Source organism: Arsukibacterium sp. (genome assembly GCF_041616895.1).
In the GTDB taxonomy this organism is placed as follows: Bacteria; Pseudomonadota; Gammaproteobacteria; order Enterobacterales; family Alteromonadaceae; genus Alishewanella.
Genome location: NZ_JBFJPY010000009.1, coordinates 1 through 18714, shown reverse-complemented (window position 1 = coordinate 18714; position 18714 = coordinate 1). Strand labels below are relative to the sequence as shown.

Here is an 18714-nt window from a genome sequence, read left to right as displayed (position 1 = left end):
GAACACAGCAGTAATATACCGCAAATTCGCATATTTTAGGATTAACTCATTTTTTGCAGTCAGTGTAGCCCGAAAGCAGCGGCCAGGCTATAGCTGACGCAGCGAGCGACCTGCCAAAAATGCGGCAATGTTATCGCGCAGCTGCGCGGTCATTCTACGTCGTGCTTCAGGGGTTGCCCAGCCAATGTGAGGGGTAAGTAACAGGTTTGGCCTGGCATCTTGAAGCAGGATGTGGCTGGCGGCAGGGGGTTCGCTGCTCAGGACATCAAGACCCGCCGCCAGCCGGCCGGTTTTCAGCTCATTTAACAACGCCGCTTCGTCTATTAAGCCGCCGCGAGCCGTGTTGATAACCACGGCCCCATCTGGCAGCAGGGCCAGCGTTTCTCGGTTAAGGAGGTGCACGGTGTCATCGTTAAGGGGGCAATGTAACGACAGCACATCTGCCTGACGAAGTGCTTCTTCAAAGCGGACTCTGCCCTTTCGGCATTCCCGTGCACCAGCATGTTCGCTAATCAGCACCCGCATGCCAAACGCGGCGGCAAGCCTGGCGGTTGCCTGCCCCAGTGCGCCATAACCTAACACGACAAAACATTTGCCATCGAGTTCTGTCAGCGGGTGATTATGTAAGCAAAAGTGTGGGCTCTGACTCCACCCGCCTCTGGCCAGGGTTTGCTGATAATTGCTGATCTGGTTGGTTAGCCCCAGTAATAGCGCTATGGCATGCTGGGGCACTGTGGTATCGGCGTAGCCTCTGACATTACATACTGTTATGCCCTGTTGTGCGGCAGCACTTAGGTCAATATTGTTAACCCCGGTTGCAGCAACACAAATAAGCTTAAGCTTGGGTAACGCCTGCAATATACTCTGGTTTAAGACTACTTTGTTAACGATGGCGATATCTGTGTCTGCCAGACGTTCTGTCACTTGTTGCGGTGCCGTGCTGGCGAAGCATTGCAGCTGACACTCCGCTAACTGCAGCACACTTAAATCGGTATCGCCCATCGAGCCGGCATCCAGAAATACGATATGTGTCATGCAATCCTCTAGTCATTTGGTTATCATAGGGCCTGGTATGAGGGAGGGGTTATGTTTCCTGCAAAATTTCAGGCTGGGCTCTTTGCGTTTATTATGTCCGGTTTTATGGCGTTTCTGATGTCAGGCATTCTGACATTTATTAATCTGGGATGGTTTAGTGGTTTTGTCGGTGCCTGGATGCATGCTTACATGTATGCTCATGCCTGCGCATTTCCATTGGTCTTTTTATTTGCGCCATTAAGCCGGCAGCTTACCGCCTTACTGATAAAATCACCTGAGATCAGCGGTAACTGATATCTCTATACATGGGTGCCAGCAATGCCAGTAAGGCGTTCTGATCAGCTATACTGATTTGCTGACGTTGCATCACTTTTATTAAGCCTTCAACCAGCGCGTCATAATCTGCCAGAGTAATGTTAAAGCCAGTATGGCTTTCCTGCATGGTGCTGCCACTGTATTGACAAGGGCCGCCGCTCAGATCGCACAATTGCTCGGCCAGCATCGCCCTGAAGCGGCTTATATCTGTGTCGGAGAAATGGTGAACAATTCTGTCATCATGCTCAATTTCGAACAATAAACCATCAACAATGGCGTTAATACCTTGATCCGCCCCCAGCCGCTGATATAGCGCCGGCTGAGTCGGATTACTGCAGCCAAGCAACAGAAGCAGACAAACGCTCAATAATATACCTGTTTTTACCATGTTGCCTCCAGCGCCAGATAGTAACCTGTTTGCGAGCCCTGACCAGCAATATGGCCAAGATCGACATAAGCGCCGGTAACACTGACATTTTTATTAATAAACCAGGCAACAAAAATGTCGCGCCAGTGCTGTTCAGCTGCAAAAGCCAGTTTATCCGGCTTTTGCTTGTATTCAATGCCAACAGCCAGATTGTAGTTGAGCAGCACTGCGGCGGAACCTTCAAACACAAACTCATATTGGTTGTCACTGCTGCTGCCAAAACCGAGCAGGCCAGTCTGATTCGCTCTGGTTGCCCGGACAGTGCCGTTTAACAGCAGGTTTCGACCTGCTACCTGATGAAACAGCACCTTGCTGGCAGCCAGGTAAAAGTCGGTACCATTGGCACGGCGTGCCCCAACTGCGGCTGGCAGGGCAAAATCCAGGTTTCGTTTGTGCTGAATACCCACACTGATTTGCGGTATAGCGGTGTACAGTAATTCTCCGGCCAGGTGGTATTTTACTGAAAAAATATCCTGTGACAGACTGCCGCCAATAGATTCCAGCGCAAAGCGCTGACGGGCATAAGAAAACTCCCAGCTATTATCCAGATTTAAGGCAACACCGCCACTGATCAGGCTGAAATCGTTAACCGCCACCCTGCCGCCAAAAGCGGTTATTGCCCACTCGTCGCTGCTGGCGTAGCCGTTAATTACCGCCCAAGGCACTATGCCACCGCCGGCGTTACCCTCGATAGTCGTTACCCCGCCGGTACCAATAATTTTACTGCCAGCAACCGCAATTGCTGGCCAGCAGCACAGCACAAATACTAATAACCTGCAGCTCATTTGGTTACCTCTGCTACTGAGGTGGTAGTCGTCGCAAAGTGAGTAAGCCATCGGCTGAAATCGACAGTTGCCAGGGGTTTACTGAAAAAATACCCCTGTACGGTGTCGCAACCGGCATCGTGCAGAAAACTCAAACCTGCCTGGTTTTCCAGCCCTTCTGCAGTCACTTTGAAGCCCAGACCATGCGCCAGTTTAACGGTGGCATTCACAATCAAGGCGTCATTGGTATTGGTTTCAATATCCTTGACAAAGGCGCGGTCAATCTTAATTTCATTTACTGGCAGTTGTTTTAAATACGCCAGCGATGACTGGCCGGTGCCAAAGTCATCAATGGCCAGATTAATTGCCATCTCCTTTAACTTGTTTAAGTTAGCAATCACTTTGCTGGTATCCTGCATCACAGCACTTTCAGTCACTTCCAGCGCAAGTGCGGTCGCAGGTACCTGATATTGCTCAAGCAAGCTGCGTATTTGCTGCGGCAGGTTCTGATCCAGTAAATCAGCGGCTGAAAGATTCACGGCAACCCTGAGCGTCGGGTAATCCTGCTGCCAGCTCGCCAGCTGTTTAACAACAGTTTGCAGCATCCACTGAGTTATCAGACTGATATTGCCCGAATGCTCAGCGGTGGCAATAAATTCAACGGGGGAAATAAACCCCAAATGTGGGTGTTGCCAGCGGATTAATGCCTCAGCACTGTGGCACTGCCGCGATGCCAATTCCACTTTTGGCTGATACACCACGTATAACTGGCCACTCGATAACGCAGTGGGTAAATCGCGGATAATGGTAAGTTCCCGCTGATGGGTTTCGTCCTGACCACTTTGATAAAAAGCAATACCGCCACCAGATTGACTGGCGTTTTCCTGAGCTAAATCGACCCGACGCAATGCCTCACTGGCTGAGCCCTTGCCCGGTTGAAAGGGATAAATACCAATGGCAATTTTTAGATTAATTAATGATCCCTGGATATTGTACGCCGGCTGCAGAGAGTTATATAAATCGACTAACTGCTGCTCAGTCAGGATCTGCTCAAACAGCATCAAAAACTCATCGCCATTTAAACGGGCGCAAAAGGCAGGTGCAGGCTGATGGTGCCCTAAACGTTGCGCCAGCAGTTGCAGCAAAATATCGCCATTTGCCAGCCCCAACGTATCATTTATATGTTTAAACTGAATAATATTAAGTTGTAATAAGGTTCCCTGGCGGGTCTGTAAAATATCAGGCAGACGTTGCTCTACGGCATGGCGGTTTAATAGTCCGGTCAGGGCATCGTGTTCGGCTTGTCGGCGCAGTTGTAATTCCCGGGCAGCAATACTGTGCTGCATGCTGACCAGTGTGCTGGTCAATACACCGACCTCATCCTGACTGATCGCCGGTGGTTCGGTTGCCTTACCCTGGCCGATAGCCATAGCAAATGCACTTAACTGACTCAGCGGTTTGCTGATGCTGCGGGCAAACAAAAATGCGGCAATCAAACCGAGTAGCAAACCAAATGCAAAGATTTCGACCAATTGCTGGCGTAACTGCTGATAACTGGCCAACCAGCGATCATCGGCCATATGTAACAGGGCCCACAACCGCTGCTCGTCATCCAGGGCTTTACCCCGGGTAATAAAACTGAAGTCGGCAGCAAAATGCGTGGTATTGGCTGCCCGCATAATCTCTGTCAGTTTAGAGGATAACTGTTGTTGAGCGGGTTCTGGCAGTGTGCTGGTTAGGGTCTGATTGGCATCATCATCTAATTGAATAAAGCTGATTTCTAAACCGGTTATGCCTTTAATTTGTTCTGCCAGTGGTACATCGATTAAAAACCCCATTCCCACCCAGGCAATAACCACGGGGGCTCGCACTGGCACCATAACCATTTGGAAAGCCTGACCATCAATCAATAGTATTTCGGTTACGGCACTGCTGCCAAGAGTAACAGGGCGTAACTGCGCTATGTCCGTGGCATCTAAGCTGGCACTACTGGCTAGTAATTCACCCTGAGGGTCTAGTAACAAAGCAAGTTGCGCGTTAATTCGGCTGCCGTGGTTTTGCAGAACGGAGTCAATAGTGGCTTGTTCTGCAGTAGCAATTGCCTGGCGAAAACCAAAGTCGGCAGCCAGTAAGCGAACGCTGTTGCTAAGCTGGGCAGCACGGTTATCCAGTGCTTGCTGAAAAACCTTACTGGCAACCTCCAGCGACGATTCTGCCTGCTGGGTTGAACTGGCCCGCATCGACTTTAACGTCGCGTAACCGGTAACCAGCATCAGAGCACTGAGCAATATCACCAGTAAACTAATCCATTTGCTGCGCAGCGATTTAAACATAGCGAATTTACCTGGAGCCAAAGCCACGTTGTGGCGCTTGGGGTTTTTGCTGCGTCAGGTCAATAGCCAGAGCGACAGAAGCGGTTTGTTCCGGCATCACCACCTTTAAGGTGCTGGGTTGTTGCTCTGCCAGTTGCCATGGATGCCAGACATAGAGTTGATACTCGCCTGGCGCAATGTCTGGCCATTGCAACTGGCCTGCTTCGTTGCTCACTGCCACCAGATTACTTTCACTAATATAAAGATACGCCTGCATATAGTCATGAATATTGCATCCCAACGCGACAATGCCCGGTGTATCAAACGTAATGGGCTTTTCCGGTTTGTCAGCATATAACTTAATTTCAAATTGCTTGGCTGGCGAGAAGGAATAGACATGATGGCGGGTTTTATCCAGATTAGGAAATTCCACAATACTGCCTGCTGGCACTGCACTGACAAAGGGAACAAAGGTCAATTGCTGCTGCGCAACCTGGATCCGTTGTGGCGCAATTTGCGCGGTATTCTGCGAGCGTAACTCTACCACTGCGTCGGCCAGTGGCTGTTGCTGCTGGTTACTAATGCTAATCGTTAAACTGGCAGCGCTGAGCTGGCTACAGAATAGCGCCAAAGAGAAAGTAAATCCGCTGGCGATAAAAGCTAACTTCATAATACCCGCACGCTTTTTAAAGGTTGTGAATAACCATAGCAAGGTCTGGGCTTTGCGACAAATAGAATCGTCGTTAGCCATCGATATAGGTAAATTGAACATAAAATATCAACAACCGCCAACATATTTACTAACAATTTGTGGCTGGCTGGTTAAAGTGCAGCGGTGTTAGATTAGAGCAGAGTGAGGCAAAAGTGAGCAGGTTATGCAGTTAAGTGTTACCAATATCAGTAAAGACTATGGCGATATTGCCGCCGTTCGTGAAGTCAGCTTCCAAATTAACTCAGGTGATATTTTTGCCTTACTGGGACCTAATGGTGCGGGTAAGTCTTCCATTATCCGTATGTTGGTTGGCATGACCCGGCCCGATAGTGGCAGTATTCTGGTTAGCCATCAAAACGAGGTATATGACCATGTACCACGCCGCTTGCTAGGTTATTTACCGGAGGACCGTGGTTTATATCCAGACAAAAGCATAGAGAAGAACCTGTTATATCTGGCGCAATTGCATGGTCTGAGCAAACAGAAAGCCCTGCAGGAAATGGCGCACTGGCTGCAGGTATTCGACTTGACAGATCGTCGTGATGAAGAGTTAAAGCAGCTGTCCAAAGGTAATCAGCAAAAAGTACAACTAATAGCTGCTGTATTGCATCAGCCATCGCTGGTCATTCTGGATGAGCCTTTCTCTGGCCTTGATCCGATTAATCAGGAAAAGGTGGTGGGCTTTCTTAAAGCGTTAAAAGCCCGCGGGATGACTGTAATTTTAAGCGCGCACCAGATGGCAATGGTTGAAAAGCTGGCTGATCATATGTTGCTGATGGCCCGGGGGGCGGCGATTCTGGCTGGCACCCTGGCGGATATTCAGCAGCAGGCGGGGCCGCAGCGCCAAATTGCTATCAGCTGTAACGATCCCGTTGAGGTTGAGCAATTACAACAGTGGCTGCCAGGGCTGGCTATCGAAGGGCTAAGTGCTAACAGGTTTCTGTTGACTTTGAGGGCGGAGCAGAGCGTCTCTGCCACCTTAAAGCGGCTGGTCAACGAGTTAGAGCTAACCCAGGTAGAAATGCAAACCGCAGACTTGCATCAGTTATATTTAATGGCGATGGCGCAGCATCAGCAGAGGGAACCAGCATGATCTCAACACAAAGTGTCATTGTTGCTAAATGGGAGTTTTTGCGGTTTTTCAAATGGAAGCAACAGTTAATCTCTTACCTGCTGATGATGGCAGTCATGGCAGCCGTTGCCCTGTGGAGCTACTTTACCGATGAGGGCCGCCAGGTATACCGGATAGCCGTACCGGCAGAATTTAGTATCAACAATACCGAACAGTTTCAGTTTCAGCGGCCAACTATTGCCTTTGAAGCGCAACTGGCGCAGTTGCAAGCGGACGAGCGCTGGCATGGTGTCATTACGGTTAACACTACAGATACGGCAGCGCATAAGGTTGTATTACATACCCTTGCCGCCAAAAAATGGCAGCAACAACTTGAAACAGAACTCAGTAATTATTTTCGCCAGCAATATGCGACCGAGTTGCAGTTAACCCCGGCCCAACTTGAAATGCTGCAGCAACCGGTGAGTGTTGAGTACGCTTATCTGGATGAAAATTTTAAAGGCAAAGATACCCCGGAAAAGATGATCGCCCTTGGTGTGCTGATTTTGTTATTTATCGGCCTCAGCACTGCGTTTGGCCAGGTACTGCTCAGTATTACCGGCGAAAAACAACAACGGGTAACCGAACAACTCTTTGCCATTGTTACCCCACAGCAATGGATGGATGGCAAGGTGCTGGGCCATAGCTTAAGTGCAATGAAGGCAATGGTGACTTCGGCATTGGTTATGTTATTGGTGTTTATCGTCGTCAGCGTGGTGGTTAAAGATGATGGCATTAACCTTAGCTGGTTAAATTGGCAGGCACTGGCGTGGTTGGTGCCTTTTGCTTTACTGGGAGTATTGCTAAGCGCTTGTTTTATGGGTGCTATTGCCGCCTCAATTGACGATCCGAATACCAGTGGTAAAGGCGCGGTGATGATGATCACCTGGCTGCCAATGCTGTTTACCTACCTGGTGATTGACAGCCCGACCGGCGGCGCGATGACTTTTCTAAGCTGGCTGCCGTTGACCTCATTTGCCGCTATGCCGGTAAAAATGGCGATGGTTGACTTGCCCTGGTGGCAACCTGCGTTGTCGTTGCTGTTATTGGTGGCTGCAGTATGGTGGATGCGTCGGGTAGCCGGTCGGATCTTTCTGCGTGGCATGCAAATGTATGGTAAAGAGCCGAGCTGGGGCCAGATTGTCGGCTGGGCGCTGAGCAACAAGGCAGAGTGAGTGCGGTTGTCTGGTGTTTGGCCAGGCGGTCATTGAACCAATCGGAGCTATTTATGCCTAATGCGGCAGCAGGTCAGGTGGCCGGCTTTTTTCTTGTCGCGATGCTGCCTTCAGCTCACTGGCGGCGACAGTCCGGGTGTTTTGCTTTATCATAGCGCCAGGTTTTTGGGAGTGGTTATGTTTAATTCTTCTTTTCGTCAACAGGCTGCGGCCTGGCAGCAACAGTTCGCGCATCGTCAACGTGGCAACTTGCTGCAGCGCATACTGGCATGGTTAGTGCTGGGCATCATGCTGGTGGTGGCAGCTGCTATTTTGTTATTTATGCTGCTGCTAAGCTGGCTGGTGATCCCTATTGTTATTTATCGTTATCGCAAAAAAATGCGACGTTTTACAGAAGCGGCTCGTCAGCACGCTGAACAGCAACAACATCACGGTCAGCGTCATGATCACTCCGGCCCTGCAAGCCGTGACAGTCGGGTAATTGAGGGCGAGGTACTTAACAAAGATGAGCGCTAAGCACTGCTGAGGCGTGGCTGACCGCCCAGGAGCAACAAGCCACCCGCTTAATTAGGTGGCTGTACTGCTAATTTACTCTGAATATAATCGCTGTGGCGGATAAATAGCAAATCAGCAATTTTACGCAACATTGCTTCTTCGTGAGGGTCTAACTCTCCATCTGCAAAGACCACTTTCCACAATTGATCCAGTAAAGCCAGCCGGTCGGCATACGGCAAATCCTTTAACTTCGTGGTAAAACCGTGCAGACAGGTCGCATCACCCGCTTGCGCCAGCGCTGCAGCAAATACGGGTTCAGCTTTCTCAGCTGTTAGGTCAAACTCTTGCTGCAGATATTGCATAACAACATCATGTTCCTGTTGCTCTGAGCTGAAATCAGCATGAGACAATTGCAGCATCAGCACCACCGCAAGGTACTGCTGCTCAGTCAGTCCTGCCTCACGCCACTGGTTATGGGTGTTACCACTTCCTTGCCAGTCTGAATTCGATTTTTCCAGCAGATTTTTAAACAAATTAAACATAGATACTCCATGTTGACGGCATGCGCAGCTTGATTTGGTTAAGACGCAGCCCCATTCTGACAGTTCAACGCGTTTTGATTGTTAATGCAAGTGCAGGTTAAGGATACCAAAATTTGCCAACCCTGATCGTAATACTGCTTGGCGGCCTGATTATTGCCTTTGTACTGGGGCAGGAACCGTGGCGGCGCTACCAGCGCAAGAAAATACAGGCCAGGCCTTTTCCACAGCATTGGCGCGCAATACTTAAGCAACGTATGCCTTATTTTAGGGCGTTACCAGCGGATTTGCAGCTGCAACTTAAAAAGCATATTCAGGTTTTTATTGCCGAGAAAAAATTTATTGGTTGTGAAGACGTTACGGTGACTGATGAAATGCGGGTCACTATTGCTGCTCAGGCGTGTTTATTACTGTTAAACCGGCCCAATTACTATTACCCCAAATTGCGGCAAATTTTAATTTACCCGGCAGCGTTTATTGTCCGGGGGGCGTCGCCTGATGCGGCCGGGGTAGTGCGTGAGCAACGTCGGGTGCTCAGCGGCGAATCGTGGGGCCAGGGCAAAGTGGTACTAAGCTGGCAGGATGCCAGAGACGGTGCCGCCACGCCGGACGATGGTCGCAATGTGGTTATCCATGAATTTGCCCATCAGCTGGATCAGGAAAAAGGCCTTGCTACCGGCGCCCCGCTGCTTAGCCGCAGTAGCGATTATCAGCAGTGGTCAACGGTGATGCAGCAAGCATTTTCCCAATTACAACACGACACTGCCAGTGGCATTCGCGGTTTGCTGGATGGTTATGGTGCCACTAACCCGGCTGAATTCTTTGCGGTCATCTCTGAGGTGTTCTTCGAACAGCCAGAGCAATTACAGCAGCATTATCCAGCGTTATATCAGCAATTGAGCCAGTTTTACCGGCTTAACCCGCTAAGTTGGTACTGAAAAGTGATCTAAGGCCCGCTTTACGCCATACTCTTTTGCTTAACAAGCACACGTCTTAAGCAAAGGATGCCTTATGCGAAGTTGGATACTTGTCGCAGTATTTACCGCCGCACTTTCTACATTGGTACTGCCAGCAAAGGTCAGCGCGCAGCAAGTGACTGAAAACCAGCCCAGGCCAGCAGCGCCGGTAAGTGTCGTCATCCCAGAGCAACAAAATATCGGTCAGCAGCTTACTCTCAGTGGCACCCTTACCGCCCGCCAGCATGCCAGGTTATCGGCCCGCACCGATGGCTTGGTTGCCAGGGTTGTGGTTGACGCCGGCGATGAGGTCTCGGCAGGTCAGATATTACTGGAGCTGGATCCGGCATTGGCCAAGCAGCAACTACAGCAACTGCAAGCGGCCAGCAGGGTTACTGCCACTGAGCTGGCGGAAAGTGCCCGTCTGGTCAGTGAAGCTGAACAATTGTCTGCCAGCCAGTTATTTCCACAAACCGAGTTGGCACTGCGTAAGGCAAATCAGGCTCGTGCAGAAGCGCTGCATCAGCAGGCGCTGGCTGCGCTGGCCCGGCAACAGGAGGTACTGGCACGCCATACTCTGATTGCCCCATTTGCTGGTGTTATTGCCAGCAGGCAAACTGACGCCGGAGAATGGGTTAACCTGGGTACGCCAGTGTTAGAGCTGGTGGCACTGAGCCCGCTATATTTAGACGTGCAAATGCCACAGGAATACTTTCAAACCCTGACCAATTTGCAGCAAATAAAGGTGCGCAGCGATATGCGGCCTGAACAGGAACTTAGTGCTGATATCGTCGCCAGAGTACCGGTAATTGATGCCGATGCCCGCAGTTTTCTGGTGCGGCTACAGCTACAGCAACCCGAGGCAGACTGGCAACTGTTGCCAGGCACATCGGCCAGCGCCACCTTTAATATGGCCAGCCAGGGCAGCAGTAATGTCATTGTGCCCGCTGATGCCGTGCTGCGCCATCCCGATGGCAGCTTTAGTGTGTTTGTCGTAAAGGACAATACCGCTTACCGCCGCTTGGTGAAGCTGGGCCGGCGCAGTGGCGAGGGTATTGAAGTTAGTAATGGCCTGGCTACCGGCGAGCCGGTGGTGATCCGGGGCAATGAGAGCTTACGCGACGGCCAGCAGGTCAGCATTGTTCCAACCCAATAACAGCAACCAAAGCAATAATAGCGCCTGGCGCAACACTCACCTTCAGCAGGTAAAGTAAGGAGCAACTATGCTGGCAGCAGGTATTCGTCACGGCACTATTCTGGCCGTAGTGGTTCTGATCATAGCGGTGCTGGGAATTGCCGCCGCCATGCGGATACCGGTGCAAATGATCCCTGATCTGGAAGTACGAACCATTAGTGTGGTGACCGGCTGGCCGGGTGCGACGCCGCAGGATGTCGAAAAAGAAATTCTGATCGAACAAGAGCGCTACCTGCGCAATCTGCCCAACCTGAAACGGATGATTTCGCAGGCTGAAACCGGCTCAGCTACCATTGAACTGGAGTTTCCGTTTGGGGTGGATATTAACGAAGCGCTGATCCGGGTTAGTAATGCGCTAAGTCAGGTTAATGCTTATCCGGAAAATGTAGACCAGCCGCGGCTGTTTAGCAGCTCGTTTTCCAGCAATGCTTTTATGTACTTTAGGCTAATGCCGCTGCCCGGTAATCCGCTGGGGCTGGATATGGATATGGTGCGGGACTACGCCGAAGATTACGTGCGTCCAAGGATGGAGCGGGTAGCCGGTGTGTCTGAAATAGGGGTAAGCGGCGGCGCGGCGCGTCAGGTGCAAATTCTGGTTGATCCGGCGCGCCTCGCGCAGCGCGGTGTCAGCATGACTGACGTACGCCAGGCTATTCGTAATCGCAATACCGATGCCTCAGCCGGTGATATTGACAGCGGAAAACGCCGCTATTTGCTTCGAATGGTCGGCCGGTTCGGAGATTTGAGCGAGCTGGAAAACCTTATTATTTTGCAGCGCGGGGACAGTCAGGTGGTGCTAAAAGACATTGCCGAAATAAAACTGGACCACTTTGAAGTAAGGGATTTATCGTTTTCAGACGGTGAACGTACCCTTAGTTTGTCGGTTAGGCGGGAAAGTGGCTCCAATGTTATCGATATTAAAAATGCGATGCTGCCGGAAGTTGAACGGATTAATCAGGATATGCTGGCTGCCAACGGCTTGCAGCTAAAACTGGTTAGTGATGACGTACGCTATGTGCAAAGCTCTATTCGTAATGTCTGGACCAACCTTGGCCTGGGCGCACTGCTGGCTACCCTGGTGATGTATTTATTTTTGCGATCAAAGCGCGCCACCCTGGTGGCCGTGATCGGGGTACCAATTTGTACCATTGCTGCGTTTTTAGGCTTATTGCTGTTTAATCGCACCATTAACGTTATTTCATTGGCAGGTATCGCTTTTGCCATCGGTATGACGGTCGATAACACCATAGTGGTGCTGGAAAGCATTGAACAAGCCAGGCGTAGTGGCAAGAAAAAGCTGGAAGCGGCCATTAGCGGGGTGCAGGAAGTCTGGCCGGCCGTGCTGGCCTCCACCATGACCACGGTGCTGGTGTTTGCACCTATTTTATTTGTGGAGCAGGAAGCGGGCCAGCTGTATTCCGATATTGCCATTGCAATTGCCTCGGCCATTATTGCCTCAATGCTGGTAGCAGTTTTTGTGGTACCTGCCGCTATTGCCCGATTAGGTTTTGGATCGGGCACGGCGTTAGCGGGGCAGCAAAACGCGCAAGACCAGAGCCAGAGCAGCACGTTATTACGGAGCATTGGCAAGCTTATCAGCAGCACTCATAGCCGGGCACTAACCCTAGTGGTGACGTTAATGTTAACGGTAGGCGCAGGCTGGATATTATTGCCACCGGCCGAGTATCTGCCAGAAGGGGAAGAGCCGAAGGCCTTTTCGCAGATGATTGCACCACCCGGTTATAACTTATCTGAAATGACCCTGATCGCTGAAGAAATCAGAGACATTCTGAATGCGGCGGTCAATGCCGACCCACAGCTATTCGTACAGGGCGAAGCGGTGATACCGTCACTACAATATTACTCGCTTAGCGTGTCGGTCGGGCGAATTTGGGTGTTAAGTGAGCCTACCCGGGATGAGGATATCGACGCCATGATGAATGGCTTAACCACGCTGTTCCGCCAGTATCCGGGGATGCGCGCGTTCTCCGCCCGCGGCTCAATTATTTCCAGTAATGACGGCGGTACCCGGGCGGTAGCGCTGGATATTTCCGGGCCTGACCTGGCTAATTTGTACCGCACCGCGGAAGCGGCGTATCTGGCCGCCGGCGAGGTGTTCGACAACCCACAGCTTAATTCTGATCCTTCGTCGTTATCACTTGACCAACCGCTTATTGAGATCCGGCCGCGCTGGAACAGGTTGGCCGAGCTTGGCTTTGACGCTAATGATTTCGGCTTTGCGGTGGCGGCGCTCAGTGATGGGGCCTTCGTAGATGAATTTTTTATGCTGGATGACAAAGTCGATATTTTCCTGTTCAGCGGCGCTGGCACCAAGCAGTCGTTACAACAACTGGCGCAGGCTCCGGTATTAACGCCGCAGGGTGCTGTTTTGCCGTTAAATGCATTGGCCGATTTGGTTGAAGTAGCCGACAGCGCCAGCTTACGGCGGGTAGATGGCAGGCGCACGGTTACCTTGTATATTATTCCGCCCAGAGACGTCGCACTGGAAACGGCGGTTGCACGGGTGCAGGACGAGCTGGTGCCGCAGCTACAGCGCGCTGGCGACATTGCCTCTGGGGTGAACCTGAGTATTTCCGGCGCTGCCGATCAATTAGATGCCACTAAGGCAGCGCTGGGCGGTAACTTTGCCATCGCCCTGTTGCTGATTTATTTATTACTGGTGGCAATATTCACTCACTGGGGCTATCCGTTATTTATTCTGGCAACAGTGCCGCTGGGGCTGGCGGGCGGCTTAGTGGGTTTGGCGGTAATTAATGGCCTGGGCGATCTGCTGAACATGCTGGGTCTGCCCGGGATCACTCAGCCGTTTGATATGATTACCATGCTGGGCTTTTTAATTTTGCTGGGCACCGTGGTTAACAATCCGATTTTGATTGTGGATCAAAGCCGCAAGAATTTGCAGCAGGCAGATTGCAATGTTATTGAAGCGGTTAGTGCGGCAGTGGCTGTCAGGCTGCGGCCGATTTTAATGTCCACCACCACCACTATTTTCGGTCTGGCGCCGCTGGTATTTATTCCAGGCGCGGGCACCGAGCTGTATCGGGGGGTGGGTATTATCGTGTTAACCGGCTTAGTGTGCTCGACCATAATTGCCCTGACGTTTTTACCGGCGTTACTGGTTACGGTAATGCAATGGCAGCAACGCCGGCGCGCGAATACCTAACTAAACAATAAAACAATGCTTAGGACATAAAGAAATGTTTAATCAGCATGGCGCCCAGCATTATGGCCATCAATGGGTAAATCCAGCGCGAGTATTTGCTTAAATCCTGCTCTTCGGTTTTTTTGCCGAACTTTTCCAGTAAGGTAACCAGTACAAACAGGCTGATAAATAATATAACCAGAATGGTCAGTAAGTTACCCATAATCATTTATCCTCGGTTGCGGGTTCTGTAAGCGCAGAAGCTTACCATTGGCAATCAATATTGGCTAATACCCGTTGCAACTTGCTAGAGTAGCCATAACTTTCAGACATGAGTACAACAATGGCGCAACCCGAACTGGACAGTGGTTACTATCTGCAGCATTTCAACGAGCTGTTGCAATTTGTCACTGTGCATTATCAGCCAGTGTTAACTGCAGCTAGCCAGAGCTATATCCACGATTTTGCAGCCCTGAGCGAAAGCAGTCAGCAATTGCTGGTGCGGATGCTTAACCGCAAAGGCCTGGTGTTTAGTGATACGGAACTGCAATACGCTGAAGTAGGCCCCACTGGCCCGGTACTTGACGAGCTGACTGCAGCCGGCTTTGTCGCGCCGCTAACTGCAGACGATGTGGCCGACTTCTGGTTGCGGCTGACCAAAGACACCTTGTGGCAATTAGTGCAACTGGCCAAAAGCCAGTTTGCAGCGGCAGATTGGAAAGCGCTGGTGGCTGATTTAGCCATTAAAAAAAGCCAGACTAAGCCGCTATTACTGGGCGCGGCGTTAAAACTGCCAGTTAACTGGCTGGCATTGATTGGGAAATTACCGCAACGTTATGTCGCGCTAAAGCGCCAGGATGCCCTGAACTATTTGTACTTTTTATATTTCGGCCGAATCGAGGCTAATTTATCGGTATTTACTCTGCGTGATTTAGGGATCCGGCAAAGTGGTCAGTTTAAGCAACAGTTTCAGCCACGCTTTACCGAAGCGAGTCAGGCGCAGCTGGCGTATCAGCTGGCCAAAGCCAGGCCGGCAATAGCAGAGCTTAGCAAGCAGTTAAAAAAGCATCCCGAGATCGCAAAAACTGCACTGCAGGAATGGTTTGACGAAGTAAATGCCTGGCCTGCTGCTGAAAACGGCGATACAGATGAAGCCTTGCAGTTAAAGCGCAGCGAGCTGTGTTATCAGCTGGGTAAACTGGCCGAGCAGGCAAAGTTACCTGCACTGGCTACTAGTTTTTACCAGCTAAGTAATGGCTTTCCGGCCAGTGAGCGGCGGGTACGCTTACTGATGCAACAGCAGCAAACCTACGAAGCGCAAGCACTGCTGCAGCAATTACTGGCCGATCCCAGCTGTGATGAAGAATGGCTGTTTGCCGATGATTTTTACCGGCGCAAATTTAACCCCGATGGTGGGGTACAGCGCAGCCGCTTAACTGAATTGCTGCACAATGCGCCACTGATCGGTATCGATGAGCTGTATTTAGGCAAAGCCGAGCAGGGCTTAATGGCCCATTATACGGCGCAAGGCTACCGGGTATTTCATGGTGAGAATAACCTGTGGCTGGCGTTATTTGGTCTGTGGTTCTGGCACGAGCTGTTTGAGCATCAGGACAGTGCGCTGCATAACCCGTTTGAGCGCCGGCCCCGTAACTTAGCCAGCGGCGGCTTTTATCAGCAGTTTAAAACCGACATAGAGCACAAGCTTAGCCAGCTGGCCGCACCGGGCGCTGCCAGTCAGTTGCTGGCAGCCTTAACCAGCCATTACGGCAAAGCCAATAGCCTGTTTTACTGGCACAGCGACTTAGCCGAGCAGCTATTACCGTTAATCAGTTACAGTGGCACCGCAAAAGATGGCACAAGTAGCTTGGCCCCCATACTACGCGCCATGGCGCAGGATTTTAAACGCCAGCGCAGTGGTTACCCCGATTTACTGTTGATTAAGGATCAGCAGCTGGAATTTATTGAAGTAAAAGCGCCCGGCGATAAAATTCAGCGCCATCAGCTGGCCAGGCTTTTAGCCTTGCAGCAGGCCGGTTTTAATGCCCGCATTGAAAAGCTGCAGTGGATTATCGACCCTAATCGCATTTACGTGGTGCTGGATGTCGAAACCACCGGCGGTAAAGCCGGCAACGATAGAGTCATAGAAATAGGCGCAGTAAAAGTGCAGGCCGGTGAGGTGCTGGATACTTTCAGTACCTTAATCAACCCACAGCGCTATATCCCGTCTTTTATTACCCGCTTAACCGGGATCAACAGCGCCATGGTAAACGATGCGCCAACTTTTGCCGACATTGCGCCTAAGCTCAGTGAATTCTTAAAAGGCGCAGTATTTGTCGCCCATAACGTTAAATTCGATTACGGCTTTATCCGAGCTGAATTTACCCGGCTACAAATGCCGTTTGATATGCCGCAGCTATGCACGGTAGTCAATATGCGCCGCTATTACCCAGGCCTGCAATCTTACAGCCTGGGCAAGCTGTGCGAAGAATTCGATATAAACCTAACCAACCACCATCGCGCACTGGACGATGCCACCGCCACAGTAGAGCTACTTAAAATGATAAATGCCAGACGTTAAAATTAGCGCTGCTTATTTTCTCTTGCAATGATGCAAAATGATAACTAATATTCACTCTTATTTAACAATTTATTTCAGGGACGAATAATGGCCATAGAAATCTGCATTACTACCAATCCGGTTACCAGAGAGTTTATTCCTTGTCCGGCTGGTCATACTTTAGATGAACAGTCAGTATCTACCGCACCTTTGCTACCCGCTGGCACGCCCTATATCACCAAATCTGATAACGCTGCGGTTAATGACTCAGGCGCTTTACATTTTCTGGAAATGTTAAAGCAAATGCCTGCTAGCGATCGCAGGAATATTGCCCGCTTAAATAAAGATTTTGGTACTGAAGTGGTTGATGCCCTGGCTGAGTTTTATAAGTTGCAGCTGAAACCTGCGTTATTATCGGCCAATAATTTTGTGAAAACGCCGGCAGGTAAACTGCTTCTTCAGGAAACGCCTGCAGCAGCAGGGGCTTTGCTCACTACTTTTGAGAAGCGCTTAAAAGGTTTTTCAGGAAAGATAGTTAGCTATCAGGTTGCGTTAGAGCAATATCGTGCGGCTTACCTAAATAAAGCATCCGCTGCAGAACGTAAAGTACTAGCAAAACAAGTGAGCAACGCGCAAGCCAATGTTAACCGTCACTTTCAGGGAGAAATAAAGCGGATACTTGCGATGAATAAAGCGAAAAGCAGTAGTCGCGGAACTGTTTGGAACAACCCAAAGCGGGCTATGGGATTAGCACGCGGAAGTAAAACCGGAGAGGCTATTAAGCTGCAGGGCAGTCATAATTTTAAACGGGTACAGCAATTTCAGCGTGTTGCGCATCAAGTGGGTTCTAAGCTAATAGCACTTGATGCAGGAATACGAGCTTTGCATGTCTATAATGTGAAGCAAGATGGTGGCGAGTGGCAAAAAGAGCTGGCGAGAGAAATGACAGGGTTAGGAGCCGGAGTCATTGCTGGCTCTGTCATTGGCAGTGAGATTACAGCAGCGCTCTCTATTCTATTAATTGCTACGCCTTATGGCTGGGTAATAGCGATTGTTGGAGGCTTGGTTGCAGGTATAGCTTCTGCAAAACTTTTTGATGCTGGCGGCAAACAGTTTTCGGACTATTTGTGGCAACAAAATTCTTTGAGCGGTGCGCATTAATGCCTGCAACTTTTCTTGATGTTTTAACGTTGTCTTTTGGGTTTTGTGTACTTAATTGGTTTGCAGCGACCATTTTTTTTATAAGATTGTCAGTTAATTACATAGATATCGAGTTAGAGCGTAAAGGAGTTGGCAAGCCTGAATGGGATGGAATTGGTATCAGGGTTGGTGTTTATGCATTAGCAATTTTATCGAAGTGGTTTGCTAAGACGCCTATGGTTGCAGGTCCAGAAATTAGAATTATTGCTCGTAAGAGAGATTATTATCTCGCTCTATGGTTTCAATTATCTTTAGTTTTAGCGATTGTTTCGGCTATAGCGCTATATCCGTTTATTCCAAACTAATGCCGCGCCACACCTTACGATTTAACTTTGACTGTGGCTGAATGGACAGAGGTAAAAAAGTATTAAGTATTAGGGTCATATCAAAATTAAGCTGGGGGAGCGGCGCGACAGGACCACGCTAAGGCAGTGGCAGAGCTTAACCCTAATAGCAATGCTATTAGGGTCTAGTCAACGTATTGCCGCTTATTTTTTTGGCATTAATTCAAGCAAGGCATGTACGCTTGCTTCAACACCTGATTTTATTGAAGGTTCAGGTGAAATTTTAAATTGAGGGCTATGGTGGCTTGGGACCGGTGCGCCGCCTGCTTTTGCTCGTGCAAAGTCTTCAGCAGGCGTGCCGCCTACTGAGAAATACACACTGGGAATATATGGGTCTGTGGTAAAGAAACCAAAATCTTCAGCGCCCATACCCGATTCTGCTGGTGGAATTAACGCGTTCTCGCCCATTTT

Annotated in this window: 17 protein-coding genes and 1 pseudogene; 10 read left to right on the top strand and 8 right to left on the bottom strand. The window is 50.1% G+C overall.

Going from position 1 to position 18714, the window contains the following annotated elements; all coding sequences use genetic code 11:
- Window positions 1-87 precede the first annotated feature (87 nt).
- On the bottom strand, window positions 88-1035 hold the full coding sequence (locus tag ABY802_RS03025; protein WP_372625531.1) for a D-2-hydroxyacid dehydrogenase: 948 nt from the start codon (window positions 1033-1035) through the stop codon (window positions 88-90).
- Window positions 1036-1086: 51 nt separating this feature from the next.
- Here ABY802_RS03025 and ABY802_RS03020 point away from each other — a divergent pair, with 51 nt between their 5' ends.
- Window positions 1087-1329 carry a DUF2798 domain-containing protein gene (locus ABY802_RS03020; RefSeq protein WP_372625530.1) on the top strand — a complete coding sequence of 81 codons (243 nt, stop codon included), beginning with the start codon at window positions 1087-1089 and terminating at the stop codon, window positions 1327-1329.
- Here the strand turns inward: ABY802_RS03020 and ABY802_RS03015 are convergent.
- Genes ABY802_RS03015 through ABY802_RS03000 form a run of 4 tightly spaced genes read right to left on the bottom strand, consistent with a single transcriptional unit; the run spans window position 1316 to window position 5625 of the window.
- On the bottom strand, window positions 1316-1738 hold the full coding sequence (locus ABY802_RS03015; protein WP_372625529.1) for a group 1 truncated hemoglobin: 423 nt from the start codon (window positions 1736-1738) through the stop codon (window positions 1316-1318). The genes ABY802_RS03020 and ABY802_RS03015 overlap by 14 nt on opposite strands.
- Window positions 1732-2562, bottom strand: coding sequence for a DUF3034 family protein (locus ABY802_RS03010; protein ID WP_372625528.1), 831 nt, complete (start codon window positions 2560-2562; stop codon window positions 1732-1734). Before ABY802_RS03010 ends, ABY802_RS03015 begins: the two co-directional genes overlap by 7 nt.
- Complete coding sequence (locus ABY802_RS03005; protein ID WP_372625527.1) at window positions 2559-4874, bottom strand: putative bifunctional diguanylate cyclase/phosphodiesterase; 2316 nt, start codon at window positions 4872-4874, stop codon at window positions 2559-2561. Before ABY802_RS03005 ends, ABY802_RS03010 begins: the two co-directional genes overlap by 4 nt.
- A gap of 7 nt (window positions 4875-4881) precedes the next feature.
- The gene (locus tag ABY802_RS03000; RefSeq protein ID WP_372625526.1) at window positions 4882-5625 is read right to left on the bottom strand and encodes a methylamine utilization protein; all 744 of its coding nucleotides are present in this window, start codon (window positions 5623-5625) and stop codon (window positions 4882-4884) included.
- A gap of 103 nt (window positions 5626-5728) precedes the next feature.
- Here ABY802_RS03000 and ABY802_RS02995 point away from each other — a divergent pair, with 103 nt between their 5' ends.
- From ABY802_RS02995 to ABY802_RS02985, 3 genes are all read left to right on the top strand, one after another.
- Complete coding sequence (locus tag ABY802_RS02995; protein WP_372625525.1) at window positions 5729-6658, top strand: ABC transporter ATP-binding protein; 930 nt, start codon at window positions 5729-5731, stop codon at window positions 6656-6658.
- On the top strand, window positions 6655-7851 hold the full coding sequence (locus ABY802_RS02990) for an ABC transporter permease (protein WP_372625524.1): 1197 nt from the start codon (window positions 6655-6657) through the stop codon (window positions 7849-7851). The genes ABY802_RS02995 and ABY802_RS02990 overlap by 4 nt, the downstream gene beginning before the upstream one ends.
- 177 nt (window positions 7852-8028) lie before the next feature.
- Window positions 8029-8367, top strand: a complete 339-nt coding sequence (locus ABY802_RS02985; protein WP_372625523.1) for a hypothetical protein — start codon at window positions 8029-8031, stop codon at window positions 8365-8367.
- Window positions 8368-8414: 47 nt separating this feature from the next.
- Here the strand turns inward: ABY802_RS02985 and ABY802_RS02980 are convergent, their stop codons facing one another.
- The gene (locus ABY802_RS02980) at window positions 8415-8888 is read right to left on the bottom strand and encodes a TerB family tellurite resistance protein (RefSeq protein ID WP_372625522.1); all 474 of its coding nucleotides are present in this window, start codon (window positions 8886-8888) and stop codon (window positions 8415-8417) included.
- Between the two features lie 113 nt (window positions 8889-9001).
- Here ABY802_RS02980 and ABY802_RS02975 point away from each other — a divergent pair, with 113 nt between their 5' ends.
- From ABY802_RS02975 to ABY802_RS02965, 3 genes are all read left to right on the top strand, one after another.
- A complete protein-coding gene (locus tag ABY802_RS02975) occupies window positions 9002-9823 on the top strand; it encodes a zinc-dependent peptidase (RefSeq protein ID WP_372625521.1) in 822 nt (273 codons plus the stop codon).
- Window positions 9824-9896: 73 nt separating this feature from the next.
- Window positions 9897-10997 (top strand): efflux RND transporter periplasmic adaptor subunit, encoded by a 1101-nt coding sequence (locus tag ABY802_RS02970; protein ID WP_372625520.1) that lies wholly within the window; start codon window positions 9897-9899, stop codon window positions 10995-10997.
- Window positions 10998-11064: 67 nt separating this feature from the next.
- Complete coding sequence (locus ABY802_RS02965; RefSeq protein WP_372625519.1) at window positions 11065-14220, top strand: efflux RND transporter permease subunit; 3156 nt, start codon at window positions 11065-11067, stop codon at window positions 14218-14220.
- A 19-nt stretch (window positions 14221-14239) separates the two neighbouring features.
- Here ABY802_RS02965 and ABY802_RS02960 read toward each other — a convergent pair whose 3' ends face one another.
- On the bottom strand, window positions 14240-14422 hold the full coding sequence (locus ABY802_RS02960) for a hypothetical protein (protein ID WP_372625518.1): 183 nt from the start codon (window positions 14420-14422) through the stop codon (window positions 14240-14242).
- 120 nt (window positions 14423-14542) lie between these two features.
- Here ABY802_RS02960 and ABY802_RS02955 point away from each other — a divergent pair, with 120 nt between their 5' ends.
- From ABY802_RS02955 to ABY802_RS02945, 3 genes are all read left to right on the top strand, one after another.
- Window positions 14543-16780 carry an exonuclease domain-containing protein gene (locus tag ABY802_RS02955; protein ID WP_372625517.1) on the top strand — a complete coding sequence of 746 codons (2238 nt, stop codon included), beginning with the start codon at window positions 14543-14545 and terminating at the stop codon, window positions 16778-16780.
- 87 nt (window positions 16781-16867) lie between these two features.
- Window positions 16868-17920, top strand: coding sequence for a hypothetical protein (locus tag ABY802_RS02950; RefSeq protein WP_372625516.1), 1053 nt, complete (start codon window positions 16868-16870; stop codon window positions 17918-17920).
- Entirely contained in the window at window positions 17920-18264 is a 345-nt protein-coding gene (locus tag ABY802_RS02945) for a hypothetical protein (protein ID WP_372625515.1), read from the top strand. Before ABY802_RS02950 ends, ABY802_RS02945 begins: the two co-directional genes overlap by 1 nt.
- Before the next feature lie 183 nt (window positions 18265-18447).
- Here the strand turns inward: ABY802_RS02945 and ABY802_RS02940 are convergent.
- Window positions 18448-18714: pseudogene (locus ABY802_RS02940) on the bottom strand (hypothetical protein); the annotation flags it as partial.